The organism is Buchnera aphidicola (Tuberolachnus salignus) (assembly GCF_900016785.1).
GTDB lineage: Bacteria > Pseudomonadota > Gammaproteobacteria > Enterobacterales > Enterobacteriaceae > Buchnera_F > Buchnera_F aphidicola_M.
The window spans coordinates 358331-372830 of sequence record NZ_LN890285.1 but is presented as its reverse complement, the minus strand read 5'-3'; the positions used below and the strand labels follow the sequence as shown (position 1 = coordinate 372830).

General features: G+C 28.6%; 20 protein-coding genes, 1 tRNA gene and 1 rRNA gene. 20 read left to right on the top strand and 2 right to left on the bottom strand.

What is annotated here, in order from left to right; translation table 11 throughout:
* The first annotated feature begins 37 nt into the window (after positions 1-37).
* The 17 genes from rplN to rplQ all read left to right on the top strand — a co-directional run bounded on the left by rplN (position 38) and on the right by rplQ (position 8576).
* Positions 38-409: a 50S ribosomal protein L14 gene (gene rplN, locus BTSPAZIEG_RS01760; RefSeq protein ID WP_075472865.1), complete on the top strand. Its 372-nt coding sequence runs from the start codon at positions 38-40 to the stop codon at positions 407-409.
* Positions 410-423: 14 nt separating this feature from the next.
* Entirely contained in the window at positions 424-741 is a 318-nt protein-coding gene (gene rplX / locus BTSPAZIEG_RS01755) for a 50S ribosomal protein L24 (RefSeq protein ID WP_075472863.1), read from the top strand.
* A 13-nt stretch (positions 742-754) separates the two neighbouring features.
* Positions 755-1303, top strand: a complete 549-nt coding sequence (gene rplE / locus BTSPAZIEG_RS01750) for a 50S ribosomal protein L5 (protein WP_075472861.1) — start codon at positions 755-757, stop codon at positions 1301-1303.
* Between the two features lie 17 nt (positions 1304-1320).
* Positions 1321-1626: a 30S ribosomal protein S14 gene (gene rpsN, locus BTSPAZIEG_RS01745; RefSeq protein WP_075472859.1), complete on the top strand. Its 306-nt coding sequence runs from the start codon at positions 1321-1323 to the stop codon at positions 1624-1626.
* A gap of 60 nt (positions 1627-1686) precedes the next feature.
* Positions 1687-2079: a 30S ribosomal protein S8 gene (gene rpsH, locus BTSPAZIEG_RS01740; protein ID WP_075472857.1), complete on the top strand. Its 393-nt coding sequence runs from the start codon at positions 1687-1689 to the stop codon at positions 2077-2079.
* Between the two features lie 25 nt (positions 2080-2104).
* The gene (gene rplF, locus BTSPAZIEG_RS01735) at positions 2105-2644 is read left to right on the top strand and encodes a 50S ribosomal protein L6 (RefSeq protein WP_075472855.1); all 540 of its coding nucleotides are present in this window, start codon (positions 2105-2107) and stop codon (positions 2642-2644) included.
* 1 nt (position 2645) lies between these two features.
* Positions 2646-3011, top strand: coding sequence for a 50S ribosomal protein L18 (gene rplR, locus BTSPAZIEG_RS01730; RefSeq protein WP_075472853.1), 366 nt, complete (start codon positions 2646-2648; stop codon positions 3009-3011).
* Positions 3012-3024: 13 nt separating this feature from the next.
* Positions 3025-3522 carry a 30S ribosomal protein S5 gene (rpsE, locus tag BTSPAZIEG_RS01725; RefSeq protein ID WP_075472851.1) on the top strand — a complete coding sequence of 166 codons (498 nt, stop codon included), beginning with the start codon at positions 3025-3027 and terminating at the stop codon, positions 3520-3522.
* A gap of 4 nt (positions 3523-3526) precedes the next feature.
* The gene (rpmD, locus tag BTSPAZIEG_RS01720) at positions 3527-3724 is read left to right on the top strand and encodes a 50S ribosomal protein L30 (RefSeq protein WP_075472849.1); all 198 of its coding nucleotides are present in this window, start codon (positions 3527-3529) and stop codon (positions 3722-3724) included.
* Positions 3715-4152, top strand: a complete 438-nt coding sequence (gene rplO / locus BTSPAZIEG_RS01715; protein WP_075472847.1) for a 50S ribosomal protein L15 — start codon at positions 3715-3717, stop codon at positions 4150-4152. Before rpmD ends, rplO begins: the two co-directional genes overlap by 10 nt.
* 8 nt (positions 4153-4160) lie before the next feature.
* Positions 4161-5495: a preprotein translocase subunit SecY gene (gene secY, locus BTSPAZIEG_RS01710; protein WP_075472845.1), complete on the top strand. Its 1335-nt coding sequence runs from the start codon at positions 4161-4163 to the stop codon at positions 5493-5495.
* 41 nt (positions 5496-5536) lie between these two features.
* Complete coding sequence (gene rpmJ, locus BTSPAZIEG_RS01705; RefSeq protein ID WP_075472843.1) at positions 5537-5653, top strand: 50S ribosomal protein L36; 117 nt, start codon at positions 5537-5539, stop codon at positions 5651-5653.
* Positions 5654-5701: 48 nt separating this feature from the next.
* A complete protein-coding gene (gene rpsM, locus BTSPAZIEG_RS01700; protein WP_075472841.1) occupies positions 5702-6058 on the top strand; it encodes a 30S ribosomal protein S13 in 357 nt (118 codons plus the stop codon).
* Between the two features lie 27 nt (positions 6059-6085).
* Positions 6086-6478 carry a 30S ribosomal protein S11 gene (gene rpsK / locus BTSPAZIEG_RS01695; RefSeq protein ID WP_075472839.1) on the top strand — a complete coding sequence of 131 codons (393 nt, stop codon included), beginning with the start codon at positions 6086-6088 and terminating at the stop codon, positions 6476-6478.
* Between the two features lie 31 nt (positions 6479-6509).
* The gene (gene rpsD, locus BTSPAZIEG_RS01690) at positions 6510-7130 is read left to right on the top strand and encodes a 30S ribosomal protein S4 (protein ID WP_075472837.1); all 621 of its coding nucleotides are present in this window, start codon (positions 6510-6512) and stop codon (positions 7128-7130) included.
* Positions 7131-7153: 23 nt separating this feature from the next.
* The gene (locus BTSPAZIEG_RS01685; RefSeq protein WP_075472835.1) at positions 7154-8143 is read left to right on the top strand and encodes a DNA-directed RNA polymerase subunit alpha; all 990 of its coding nucleotides are present in this window, start codon (positions 7154-7156) and stop codon (positions 8141-8143) included.
* Positions 8144-8207: 64 nt separating this feature from the next.
* Positions 8208-8576: a 50S ribosomal protein L17 gene (rplQ, locus tag BTSPAZIEG_RS01680; RefSeq protein WP_075472833.1), complete on the top strand. Its 369-nt coding sequence runs from the start codon at positions 8208-8210 to the stop codon at positions 8574-8576.
* 109 nt (positions 8577-8685) lie between these two features.
* Here rplQ and fmt read toward each other — a convergent pair whose 3' ends face one another.
* Together fmt and def are read right to left on the bottom strand one after the other, a co-directional pair.
* The gene (fmt, locus tag BTSPAZIEG_RS01675) at positions 8686-9636 is read right to left on the bottom strand and encodes a methionyl-tRNA formyltransferase (protein WP_075472831.1); all 951 of its coding nucleotides are present in this window, start codon (positions 9634-9636) and stop codon (positions 8686-8688) included.
* Between the two features lie 43 nt (positions 9637-9679).
* The gene (def, locus tag BTSPAZIEG_RS01670; RefSeq protein ID WP_075472828.1) at positions 9680-10129 is read right to left on the bottom strand and encodes a peptide deformylase; all 450 of its coding nucleotides are present in this window, start codon (positions 10127-10129) and stop codon (positions 9680-9682) included.
* A 274-nt stretch (positions 10130-10403) separates the two neighbouring features.
* Here def and aroE point away from each other — a divergent pair, with 274 nt between their 5' ends.
* The 3 genes from aroE to BTSPAZIEG_RS01655 all read left to right on the top strand — a co-directional run bounded on the left by aroE (position 10404) and on the right by BTSPAZIEG_RS01655 (position 14483).
* Positions 10404-11243 carry a shikimate dehydrogenase gene (gene aroE, locus BTSPAZIEG_RS01665; RefSeq protein WP_075472826.1) on the top strand — a complete coding sequence of 280 codons (840 nt, stop codon included), beginning with the start codon at positions 10404-10406 and terminating at the stop codon, positions 11241-11243.
* A 104-nt stretch (positions 11244-11347) separates the two neighbouring features.
* Positions 11348-11419 (top strand) — tRNA-Glu (locus BTSPAZIEG_RS01660).
* A gap of 137 nt (positions 11420-11556) precedes the next feature.
* Positions 11557-14483 (top strand): 23S ribosomal RNA (locus tag BTSPAZIEG_RS01655).
* Positions 14484-14500: the final 17 nt, after the last annotated feature.

The window sequence follows — 14500 nt, the reverse complement described above, 5'->3', positions numbered from 1 at the left end:
TATAAATATTGATATTATTTTAAAAAGAGAAAAAATTATGATTCAAGTACAAACAGTTTTATACGTAGCGGATAATTCCGGAGCTCGTACTGCAATGTGTATTAAAGTTTTAGGGGGATCACGTCGTCGTTATGCAAGTATTGGAGATATTATAAAAATTGCAATTAAAGAAGCTATTCCAAGAGGGAAAGTTAAAAAAGGAGAAGTATTAAAAGCAGTAGTGGTACGTACTAAAAAATCTATTTCTCGAATTGATGGGTCAGTCATACGATTTGATAGAAATGCTTGTGTAATTTTAAATAATACTACTGAACAACCAATTGGAACGCGAATTTTTGGTCCAGTAACTCGTGAATTACGTATAGAAAAATTTATGAAAATTATATCATTAGCGCCTGAAGTTTTATAAGGAAAATAAATATTATGGCATATAAAATACATGTTAAAGATTTTGTTATAATCATAGCAGGTAAAAACAAAGGAAAAACTGGATATGTAACTTATATTAATTATAAGAAAAATAATGCTATTATAGAAGGTTTAAATATAGTGTTTAAACATCAAAAATCTATTCCTGAACGTAATCAAATAGGAGGAATTATAAAAAAAGAAGCTCCTATACATTTATCAAATTTAGCATTATTTAATCAAGAAACTAAAAAATCAGATAAAGTATTTTTTAAAGTTGTAGATGGAAAAAAAAGAAGATATTTTAAATCTACTAAAACTTTAATTTCATAAAGGATAATTTTAGATGGCTAGATTATTGAAAATTTATTATAAAAAAATTATTCCAATGTTAATGAAAAAATTAAAATATACTAGCGTTATGGCTGTTCCAAATATAAAAAAAATTGTTATTAATGTAGGAGTAGGTGAAGCTATTAATAATAAAAAAATTTTGGAATTTGTATGTCAAGATTTGATGAAAATTTCAGGTCAAAAACCATACATTACTCGAGCGAAAAAATCAGTAGCAAGTTTTAAAATTCGTAAAGGATATCCGATTGGATGTAAAGTTACTTTACGAGGACAAAAAAAATGGGATTTTTTCGATAAGTTAATTACTATTGCTATTCCACGTATTCGAGATTTTAGAGGATTATCGCGTAATTCTTTTGATGGTTTTGGTAATTATAGTTTAGGAATTAAAGAACAAATTATTTTTCCGGAAATTGAATATGATAAAATCGATTGTTTAAGAGGCATGAATATTACAATAGTTATAAATTCAAAAACAGATTCAGAAAGTTATGAGTTATTAAATGCATTTAATTTTCCATTTAGAAAGAATTATAATTAAAAAAGGAAAAATAATATATGGCAAAACAAGCAATTAAAGAACGTGAAAAAAAACGTGTAAAATTATCAAAAAAATTTTTTGAAACGCGTAAAAAATTAAAAAAAATTATTTCTAGTTTGAAAACTACTGAAAAACAAAAATGGAATGCAATGTTAACTTTGCAAAAATTACCTCGTGATTCTAGTCCGTCGCGTCAACGTAATCGTTGTCGTCAAACAGGTCGTCCTCATGCTTTTTTAAGAAAATTTGGATTAAGTCGTATTAAATTAAGAGAAGCTGCAATGAGAGGTGAAATACCAGGGTTAACTAAAGCAAGTTGGTAATTATTTGTATTTTAAAATTTTTTTTTAAAATATTTTTTTTAAAATAAGTGAGGAAATTATATGAGTATTCATGATCCTGTTTCTAACATGTTGACTAGTATTCGAAATGGACAAATGGCAAATAAAATTTTAATTAAAATACCATTTTCAAAATTAAAAGTAAATATTGCGAAAGTTTTATTTCAAGAAGGATATTTAGAAAATTATTCTGTTGTGGATGTTATAAAAAAAAATATTGTATTGTATTTAAAATATTTTCATGGAAAACCAGTAATTGAAAAAATAAAACGAATTAGTAAACCTAGTTTGAGACAATATCATAAAAAAAAAGACTTACCGTATATTATGGAAGGATTAGGTATCATTATTGTAACAACTTCTCGTGGTGTAATGACAGATAAAAAAGCTCGAAATTTAGGATTAGGTGGAGAAATTCTATGTTCAGTAGAATAAATATATTATGTAAAGAGGGTTTATTATGTCACGTTTAGCAAAAGTTCCAATAGAAATTCCAGAAAATATTGTTGTTTTAATTAAAAATAATAAAATTACAGTTACAGGACAAAAAGGTACATTAACGAAAAAAATTCATAAAAATATTGTATTAACAATTAAACAAAAAAAAATATTTTTTTCTGTTCAGGAGGTTTTACAAAAAAATCAATGGATGCAAGCGGGTACTTGTAGATCTTTAGTTAAATCGATGATTTATGGTATACAAAAAGGTTTTGTAAAAAAATTGCAATTTTTAGGAGTAGGTTATCGAATTATTTTAGAAAAATTTAATCTTTTAAAAATGTTATTAGGATTTTCACATCCTATTTTTTATACGTTACCAAAAGAAGTATCTGCAAAAATTTTACCAAATAATGAATTAGAATTAATAAGCATTAATAAACAATTAGTCGGACAGGTCGCATCAAATATACGTTCTTATCGTATTCCTGAACCATATAAAGGAAAAGGAATACGATATTTTAATGAAAAAATCCGTCTGAAAGAGGCGAAAAAAAAATAATATGAAAGGATTTTTAAACAAAAAAATTAAAAGAATTAGACGATATAATAAACTAAGAAAAAAAATTCAAATATTTTCTTTATTTAGATTTGTTGTATTTCGTAGTTCTCGTCATATATATGGACAAATTATTTGCAGTAAAACAGCAAAAGTCTGTGTAAGCGCATGTACTTTAGAAAAGAAAATAAAAAATACATTAAAATATTCGGGAAACAAAGAAGCAGCAGTTTTTATTGGTGTTTTAATTGCTAAAAGAGCTTTAGAAAAAGGAATTAAAAAAGTATCTTTTGATCGTTCAGGTTTTCAATATCATGGCCGTATTAAAGCATTAGCTGAATCGGCTCGTGATTCAGGTTTAATTTTTTAAAAAGAGAATATATATGGAAAAACAATTATTTGGGGAATTAAAAGAGAAATTAATTTCTGTTAACCGTGTTTCAAAAACAGTAAAAGGTGGTCGTATTTTTTCTTTCACTGCTTTAACGGTTGTAGGTAATGGTGAAGGTAAAGTAGGATTTGGATATGGAAAAGCACGCGAAGTTCCGTCTGCTATTCAAAAATCTATGGAAAAAGCAAGACGTAGTATGATTTTTATTCCATTATTTAAACATACTTTATACCATAAAGTTTATGGGGGACATACAGGTTCTTTAATTTTTATGAAGCCAGCCTCTGAAGGAACAGGAATTATTGCAGGAGGAGCAATGCGTTTAGTTTTAGAAGTAGTTGGTATACATAATGTTTTGGCAAAAACATATGGTTCTACTAATCCTATTAATGTAGTTCGAGCAACAATTGAAGGTTTAAAAAAAATACGATCACCTGAAATGATTGCAAAAAAGCGTGGAAAAACAATTAATGAAATTTTAGGAACATAAATATATGGAAAATACTATTAAAATTATGCAAGTGAAAAGTCAAATAGGACGGTTAAAAACGCATAAAGCAACAATGATAGGTTTAGGATTACGAAAAATTGGAGATATAGTTGTAAGAAAGAATACACCTTCTTTATGGGGGATGATTAAAAAAGTGAAATATATGATTAAAATACTTGGAGGTTCTAAAAAATGCATTTAAATTCTTTTAATGTTTTATCAAAAAAAAATAAAATGAAAAAAAGAATTGGTCGTGGGATTGGATCTGGTATGGGGAAAACAGGAGGCCGAGGACATAAAGGACAAAAAGCTCGTTCAGGAGGAAAAGTACGTAGAGGATTTGAGGGAGGACAAACACCTTTATATCGTCGTTTACCAAAATTTGGTTTTATTTCTTATAAAAAAAAGATTACTGCTGAAGTAAAATTATCGGAATTAAAAATTTTGAAAGAAAATTCGTATATTAATATTTTGTTATTAAAAAAATTTAATATTATAAAAAAAAACATTAAATTTGTAAAAATTATTAAGTCTGGTGTTTTAAAAAAAAAATTTATTTTTTCAGGAATAAAAGTTACACATGGGGCGCGTATTCAAATTGAAGCTTGTGGAGGAATAATAAAAGGATAAAAGTTATTATGAACATAAAAAAAAAAATACATCAAAAAGTAAAACTTACGGGTTTTGAAGAGTTAAAAAAAAAAGTTTGGTTTTTAATAATATCTCTTTTAGTGTTTCGTATAGGCTCATTTATTCCTATTCCGGGTATTAATACTCATGTTTTACAAAATTTTTTAGATCAAAAAACAAATGGAACTTTATTAGAAATGTTAAATATGTTTTCAGGTGGCTCATTAAGTCGTTCTTCTATTTTTGCATTAGGAGTCATGCCGTATATTTCTGCTTCTATTATGATGCAATTTTTAACATTTTTTGTTCCTTATTTTAAAAAAATTAAAAAAGATGTAATTTATGGACAAAACAAATTAGAACAATATACAAAATATATTACATTATTTTTTTCTTTTATACAATCAACAGGTATTTTAATGGGTTTGCCATTAATACCAGGTATGCAGAATATACTTTTAAAAAATAATTTTTTATTTCATATTATTTCTGTTTTAAGTTTAGTTGTCGGAACTATTTTTTTAATGTGGTTAGGTGAATTAATTACTTCTAATGGTTTAGGAAATGGAATTTCTTTAATAATTTTTGTAGGTATTATGGCAGGTTTACCTAGTTCTATTTTAAAGACGTTAGAAAAATTTCAACAACATGAAATAAATATCTTTTTATTATTTGTGATGATATCATTAATTTTTTTAATTATTTTTTTAGTAACGTTTGTTGAACGTAGTCAACGAAAAATTTTAGTGTTTTATGCGAAAAGACAAAATAATCGAAATTTAACTACATCTCAAAATAGTTATTTACCTTTAAAAGTTAATATGGCTGGTGTAATGCCTGCGATTTTTGCATCAAGCGTTATTTTATTACCTTCAATTTTTTTGACTTATTTAAGTAATTTTCTACAAATTAAAAATGATGTTGTATATTATGCTTCTTTTTTAAAACCACATAGTTTTTTATATTTGTCTTTATATGTTTTTTTAACTGTTTTTTTTTGTTTTTTTTATACTGGATTTACATTTAATGTATCTGATGTTTCAAATAATTTAAAAAAATCAGGAGCTTTTTTACCTGGAATTCGTCCTGGGCCAAACACTGCTCAATATATTTCATCTATTGTATTTAATTTAACTTGTATTGGAGCAATGTATATTATTTTTATTTGTTTATTACCAGATTTTATGCGATATTTTTTTCATGTTCCATTTTATTTTGGAGGTACTTCTTTATTAATTGTAGTATCTGTAATTATAGAATTTATATCTCAGTTACAAACTTTATTAATTTCAACGCAATATAAAGCAGTATTAAAGAAATCTAATTTATATTTTAAACATTAATTTTTTAATTTTTTTATATTAAAAAATGAATATGAGGATTTATGAAAGTACGTACGTCAGTAAAAAAATTTTGTCGAAGTTGTAAAATTGTTCGTAGAAAAAATGTAATATATGTGATTTGTTTAAATAATCCTAAACATAAACAACGTCAAGGATGATTTTTTATTTTGTTGATAGTGTATATGTTTAAAAAAAGGTAAAAAATTATGGCTCGTATAGCAGGTGTAAACATTCCAGATAATAAACATGTAGTTATTTCTTTAATGTCTATTTATGGAATTGGTAAATCGATTTCAAAAAAAATTTGCATGCGTATTGGTATTAAAGAAACTTTAAAAGTTAATGAATTAACGATAACGGTAATGGAAAATTTACGTAAAACAGTGATGGATTTTATCGTAGAAGGAGAATTAAGACGTAAATATTCTATGAGTATTAAAAGATTGATGGATTTAGGATGTTATCGTGGTTTAAGGCATCGTAAACATTTACCTGCGCGTGGACAAAGAACAAAAACTAATGCTAGAACTTGCAAAGGTCCACGTAAATTAATTAAAAAATAAAAATGTTAATTAGGAAATTAATTCAATATGGCAAAAGTGATTAGCAAACGTTCAAAAAAACGTATTAAAAAGCAAATTTTAGAAGGTATTGCATATATTCATGCTTCTTTTAATAATACTATTATTACTATTACGGATCGAATTGGCAATACATTAGGGTGGGCTACATCTGGAGGGTCAGGATTTCGAGGATCTCGTAAATCTACTCCATTTGCAGCTCAAGTAGCTGCAGAACGATGTGCTGAAATTGTAAAAGGATATGGCATTAAAACATTAGAAATTATGGTTAAAGGACCTGGTCCAGGTCGAGAATCGACTATTCGTGCTTTAAATTTAGCTGGTTTTCGAATTATTAATATTACAGATATTACTCCGATACCACATAATGGTTGTCGTCCTCCTAAAAAACGTAGAGTATAATTTATTACATAAGAAATGAGTATATAAATAAATGTCAAAATATTTAGGTCCTAAATTAAAATTAAGTCGTCGAGAAGGTACAGATTTGTTTTTAAAATCTGGTGTACGTACGATTGAATCAAAATGTAAATTAGATAAAGCGCCTGGTCAACATGGAGCTCGAAAATCACGTTTATCAGATTATGGTGTTCAATTACGTGAAAAACAAAAAGTTCGTCGTTTATATGGTGTATTAGAAAAACAATTTAGAAATTATTATAAAAAAGCTACTAAATTAAAAGGAAATACTGGATATAATTTATTATGTTTGTTGGAATCTAGATTAGATAATGTAGTTTATCGTATGGGTTTTGGCGTTACTCGATCAGAATCAAGACAATTAATTAGTCATAAATTAATTCTTGTAAACAATAAAGTAGTAAATATTGCTTCATTTCAAGTGAAAGTTTCGGATAAAATTTCAATACGTAAAAAAGCTCAAAAACAAGTTCGAATTTTTGCAGCTTTAGAATTATCTACAGTTCGTGAACCGATTAGTTGGATGAGTGTTGATCGTAAAAATATGGAAGGTATTTTTCAAAAAGTTCCAGAACGTAGTGATTTATCGTCAGAAATTAATGAACATTTAATTGTTGAGTTATATTCAAAATAAAATATAGTTTTTAGAGGAATAAGATGTCTAATTTTTTAAGAGATTTTTTAAAACCTCGTTTAGTAGATATAGAAAAAATTAGTTCTACGCATGTAAAAATTACATTAGAACCCTTAGAAAGGGGGTTTGGTCATACGTTAGGGACTGCGTTACGAAGAATTTTATTATCTTCGATGTCAGGATGCGCTGTTACTGAAGTAGAAATTGAAGGTATTTTACATGAATATATGACAAAAGAAGGAATACAAGAAGATATTTCTGAAATTTTAGTAAATTTAAAATCTTTAGCTATAAAAATTTTTGATAAAGATCATGTTGTATTAACTGTAAAAAAAAAAGGAATTGGCCCAGTATATGCATCAGATATTTTATTAGATTCTTCAGTAGAAATTTTTAATCCATCACATATATTATGTAATATTACGTGCCCTAAAATAACTTTTGAAATGAGAATGACTGTTTCCCGTGGTCGTGGGTATAGTACGTCTTTTTCAAGAAAAAAAAAAAATATAGAAAATAATGTTATTGGACGATTATTATTAGATGCATCATATAGTCCTATAGAACGTATAGTTTACATGGTAGAATCTGCAAGAGTTGAACAGAGAACTGATTTAGACAAATTAATTATAGAAATGGAAACAAATGGAACAATTGATCCAGAAGAAGCAATACGTAATGCAGCTACAATTTTGTCTGAACAATTAGAATCTTTTGTAGATTTACGAGGAGTGCGTGAACCAGTAGTTTTAGAAGAAAAATTAGAATTTGAACCCGTTTTATTACGTCCTGTTGATGATTTAGAGTTAACTGTTCGATCTGCTAATTGTTTAAAAACAGAAAATTTACATTATATTGGGGATTTAGTTCAAAAAACTGAAGTAGAATTATTAAAAACTCCGAATTTAGGAAAAAAATCTTTGACAGAAATTAAAGATGTTTTAGCTGCGAGAGGTTTATCTCTAGGAATGAGATTAGAAAATTGGCCACCTATGAATTTATTAGATACTTAAAATCGGAGACTAAATAGTTAATATTTATTATTTTTAAATATTATCCAATAAGGAATATAAAAAGATGCGTCATAGAAAAAGTGGTCGTTTATTAAATCGTACTCGTTCTCATTTAAAAGCTATGTTTCAAAATATGGCATGTTCATTGTTTAAATATGAACATTTAAAAACAACTTTACCGAAAGCAAAAGAATTACGACGTTTTGTAGAACCATTAATTACAATATCTAAAATTGATACAGTCGCACATCGTCGTTTAATATTTTCACGTCTTTATAATTCTGAAATAGTAAACAAATTATTTACAATATTTGGGCCTCATTTTAAAAATAGGTTAGGTGGATATATGCGTATTTTAAAATGTGGTTATAGAATAGGAGATAACACTATTTTAGCTTATGTAGAGTTAGTAGATCGTAAGTCTCAAAAGTAAATAAAATTTTTTTATAAAAAATATAATTTTATTAATATTAATAAAAATTTTTTGATAATAAAAACGGCATATTTATGCCGTTATTTAATTTTTTAAGAGGTATTTTGAATTATTGTAGAATCAAACCAGGTAAAAACCATTTTTTTTTAGAATTTAAGACTTCAAAAACATCCATTGATTTTTTATTTTCTATTTGTATTTTTTTTAAAATTAAAATATTTTTTTTTGTTTGAATAAAAATTCCTTTTTTATTTGCTGCGATAATTTCTCCTATTTGATATTTTTTAGTTTTTTCTTTTTTTTTTATAATTGTTTTAAGTACTTTAATTCGTATTCCATTTAATAAAAAAAAACTATTTGGAGATGGATAAAAAGCTCGAATTTGTCTTTCTATTTTTTTTGCAGATTGATTCCAATAAATTTGAGTATTTTTTTTAAAAATTTTAGGTGCATATGTAACATATTTTAAATTTTGTTTTTTTATTTTTGGGGTAATGTTTTTTTCTATAATATATAAAATTTGATAGAGAACTTGTAAAGAAACAATTAATAATTTAGAATATAATGTTATATATGTATCTTTTTTTTCAATTGGACATTTTAAAGAATATAAAATATTTCCAGTATCTAGAGTTTTTTTCATATAAAATGCGCTTATTCCAGTTTCTTTGTCTCCTGATAAAATAGCCCATTGTATTGGTGCAGCTCCTCTCCATCGTGGTAATAATGATGCATGTAAATTTATTGCTCCTTTTGGAAATAATTTTAAAATTTTTTGAGGTATTAATAATCCATAAGAAACTACAATTAGAAGATCTGCAGAAAAATTTTTTAAAGTTTTATAAGTTTCTTTATGTTTAAAATTTTCAAACAGAAAATAAGGTATTTTATTTTTTATTGCAAAATTTTGTACTATATTATTTTTTTTTTGAAAATGTATAGAAGATCTTTTAGTTAAAATTGCTTTAATGGAATGATGTGTAGAAAAAATATTTTGTACATGTATTAATGAAAACATAGTAGTGCCGGCAAAAATTATATTAATTTTTTTTTTTAGCATAAATTTTTATATTTTTTATTAAATATATTAGAAAATAATTTTATTATTTTAAATAATCAATAAATAATTTTCCAATTAAATGATCCATTTCATGTTGTATGCAAATAGATAATAGTTTTTTTGCTTTAAGAATAAATGGACGTCCATAATAATCTAATGCTTGTATTGTAATGTTATTTGAACGAATTAAATATGCTTTTTTTTTTTGAACAGATAAACAACCTTCTTCAAATTTATTTGTTGGATTTTTTTTTTTTAAAATTTTTGGATTAATTAATATTAAATAATTTTTTATTGGATTAATTGGACTAATGACAATAATTTGTTTATGTATGTTAATTTGAGTGGCAGCTAACCCAATACCGTGAAAATAATGCATAGTATCAAACATATCATATATAATTTTATGAATTTTTTGATTTATTTTTTTTACTGGTTTAGCTATTTTTCTTAATTTTAAATCTGGAAATTGTAAAATTTTTTGAATAGTCATATTTTATTAATTAAAAAAAAGAAATAATAGGAATATTAATATTAAATAAAAAAGTTAATATTCTATTTTTTAGAAGATTAAAATTTATTATTATTAAAAAAAATATATATGATATTTTTAAATAATATTAAATTATAACATATTTTTATGAAAAAATATAAATTTATCATATATCAAAATTATTATATAAAAAAATAATTTTTTTGTTTTTTTATTAAAAAAAATGTTTTTTATAAATATGCAAAATTTTTTAAGGAAAAGAAATATAATTTTTATGGTAAATATAAAATCTTCTATGATAATAGGCTTGTTTGGAAATCCAATAAATCATTCTTTGTCTCCAATTATACATAAACATTTTTCAAAAAAATTAAAAATTTTTTATCTTTATAAAACATTTTTATGTACTAAAAAAAATTTTATGAATTTATTATTGAATTTTTTAAAACATAAAAATCATATTGGTGCTAATATTACAGTACCTTTTAAAAATCAAACTTATAAAATTTTTAATAATTTTTTGTATCATTCAACTCAATCTTGTACTGTAAATACACTTTTTAAAAATTCAAATTCTTTAATTATAGGTAATAATACTGATGGTTTAGGTTTATTATATGATTTAAAAAGATTAAAATTTTTAAAACCATTATGTTATATACTTTTATTAGGTTCAGGTGGAGCTGCAAAATCTGTTATTTCTTCATTATTAAATTTTAAATGTATTATTTATGTTTTAAATAGAACAATTTCAAATGCAGAAAAATTAGTTCATTTTTTTTCTTTAAAAGGAAAAATATTTATTTTTAATAATAAAAAAAAAGTTTTTTTTGATTTAATTATTAATGCTACTTCAAGTAGTATTGTAAATGAATCCCCTTTTTTTCCTTCAAATATTATACATAATAAAATTTGTTGTTATGATATGTTTTATCATAAAAAAAATATTTTAACTTCTTTTTTGTTAAAGTGTCAATCTTTAGGTGCAAAAAAATTATCTGATGGTTTGGGAATGTTAGTTTCTCAAGCTGCATATTCTTGTTTACATTGGTTTGGAAAAATGCCAAATATAAAAAAAACTCTTTTATATATGAATCAACAAAGAGAATTGTAAATTATTTAATTAAATATTTTTTATTTTGTTAAAAATGAAAAAAAGACTTGACTCTTTTAATTCATTCTGTAACATATTTAAGAAAAAGTAAAAACATTTTTTAAGTCTCCTTCGTCTAATGGTTAGGACATCGCCCTTTCACGGCGGCAATAGGGGTTCAAATCCCCTAGGAGACAGAAATAAAAAATATTTTTATATACTTCTTTAAAATATTGTGTTAATATTTCATAAGTTTCAAATTTAAAAAATTTATAAAATGTTCTTTAAAAATCTAGAATAATTAAAAATTTAGAAAAACACCTGTGGGTTGTAAGGTTAAGTGAATAAGCGTATTTGGTGGATGCCTTGGCAATCAGAGACGATGAAGGACGTGCTAATCTGCGATAAGCATCGGTAAGTTGATAAGAAGCGTTATTCGCCGATGATTTCCGAATGGGGAAACCCGATGTTTTTTAACATCATTAATAATTGAATTCATAGATTATTAAAGTAAACCAAGGGAACTGAAACATCTAAGTACCTTGAGGAAAAGAAATCAATTGAGATTCCCTTAGTAGTGGCGAGCGAAAAGGGAACAGCCTAGAATCATAAAAATTTATTTAAAATAATAGAATGATTTGGAAAAATCAACTATAAAAGGTGACAGTCCTGTATATGAAATTTTTTTTAAATTTAGGTTCAAAAAGTAGAACGGGACACGAGAAATCTTGTTTGAAGATAGGGGGACCATCCTCTAAGGCTAAATACTCCTGATTGACCGATAGTGAACTAGTACCGTAAGGGAAAGGCGAAAAGAACCCCGGTTAGGGGAGTGAAATAGATCCTGAAACCAAATACGTACAAGCAGTAGGAGCTTTTTTATATTATGAGTGACTGCGTACCTTTTGTATAATGGGTCAGCGACTTGTATTCTGTAGCGAGGTTAACTTTTTAAGGGAGCCGTAGGGAAACCGAGTCTGAAAATGGCGATGTTACAAAGTTTCAGGATACAGACCCGAAACCCGGTGATCTAGCCATGGGCAGGTTGAAAGTTGGGTAAAACCAACTGGAGGACCGAACCGACTAATGTTGAAAAATTAGCGGATGACTTGTGGCTAGGGGTGAAAGACCAATCAAACCGGGAGATAGCTGGTTCTCCCCGAAAGCTATTTAGGTAGCGCCTCGTGAATTCATCTTCGGGGGTAGAGCACTGTTTCGACTAGGGGGCCATCCCGGCCTACCAAACCGTTGCAAACTCCGAATACCGAAGAATGTTATCACGGGAGACACACAGCGGGTGCTAACGTTCGTTGTGGAAAGGGAAACAACCCAGATCGTCAGCTAAGGTCCCAAAGTCATAGTTAAGTGGGAAACGAGGTGGGAAGGCATAAACAGCCAGGATGTTGGCTTAGAAGCAGCCATCATTTAAAGAAAGCGTAAAAGCTCACTGGTCTAGTCGACCTGCGCGGAAGATTTAACGGGGCTCAAACTATGCACCGAAGCTACGACAACAATTTTTTTTTGTTGGGTAGGGGAGCGTTCTGTAAGCCCTAGAAGATATATTGTGAAATATGTTGGAGGTATCAGAAGTGCGAATGCTGACATGAGTAACGATAAAGCAGGTGAAAAACCTGCTCGCCGAAAAACTAAGGGTTCCTGTCCAACGTTAATCGAGGCAGGGTAAGTCGACCCCTAAGGCGAGGCCGAAAGGCGTAGTCGATGGACAACTAGTTAACATTCTAGTACTTTATTTTACTGCGATGGGGGGACGGAGAAGGTTAGGTTATCCGAGTGATGGTAATCTCGGTTTAAGCATGTAGGATAAAATTCCCGGAAAATCCAGAATTTTTTAAAATCTGAGGTGTGAATACGAATTACGTAAGTAATGAAGTAACTGATACCATGCTTCCAAGAAAAGCCTCTAAGCTATAGGTAATTATAAAATCGTACCCAAAACCGACACAGGTAGTTAGGTAGAGCATACTAAGGCGCTTGAGAGAACCTGGATGAAGGAACTAGGCAAAATAGTGCCGTAACTTCGGGAGAAGGCACGCTAACATATAGGTTAAAGAATTTACTTCTTAAAGCTTTAGTTAGTCGCAGAGAATAGCTGGCTGCAACTGTTTATTAAAAACACAGCACTGTGCAAACACGAAAGTGGACGTATACGGTGTGACGCCTGCCCGGTGCCGGAAGGTTAATTGAAGAAGTTAAGGTTTTTTTTCCTAAAGCTTTTGATCGAAGCCCCGGTAAACGGCGGCCGTAACTATAACGGTCCTAAGGTAGCGAAATTCCTTGTCGGGTAAGTTCCGACCTGCACGAATGGCGTAATGATGGCCAGGCTGTCTCCATCCAGGACTCAGTGAAATTGAATTTGCTGTGAAGATGCAGTGTACCCGCGGCAAGACGGAAAGACCCCGTGAACCTTTACTATAGCTTGACATTGAATGTTTATTTTTATTGTGTAGGATAGGTGGGAGACTAAGAAGTTAAAACGCTAGTTTTAATGGAGTCAATCTTGAAATACCACTCTTTAAACATGAATTTTCTAATCTTGCACCGTTATCCGGTGTAGAAACAGTGTCTGGTGGGTAGTTTGACTGGGGCGGTCTCCTCCCAAAGAGTAACGGAGGAGCACAAAGATTGGCTAATTACGGTTGGACATCGTGAGGTTAGTGTAAAGGCATAAGCCAGTTTAACTGTGAGCGTGATAATGCGAGCAGATGCGAAAGCAGGTCTTAGTGATCCGGTGGTTTCTGTATGGAAAGGCCATCGCTCAACAAATAAAAGGTACTCCGGGGATAACAGGCTTATACCGCCCAAGAGTTCATATCGACGGCGGTGTTTGGCACCTCGATGTCGGCTCATCACATCCTGGGGCTGAAGCAGGTCCCAAGGGTATGGCTGTTCGCCATTTAAAGTGGTACGCGAGCTGGGTTTAGAACGTCGTGAGACAGTTCGGTCCCTATCTGCCGTGGGCGTTGGAAAATTGAGAGGGGCTACTTCTAGTACGAGAGGACCGAAGTGGACGCATCTCTGGTGTTCGGGTTGTCATGCCAATGGCATTGCCCGGTAGCTATATGCGGAAAAGATAAGTGCTGAAAGCATCTAAACACGAAACTTGCCTCAAGATTAGTTTTCCCTGAAAACATTTATGTTTTACTGAAGGGACGTTGGAGACTACGACGTTGATAGGCTAGGTGTGTAAGCATAGTAATGTGTTGAGCTAACTAGTACTAATGACCCGAGAGACTTAACCTTACAACACCAGAGGTGTT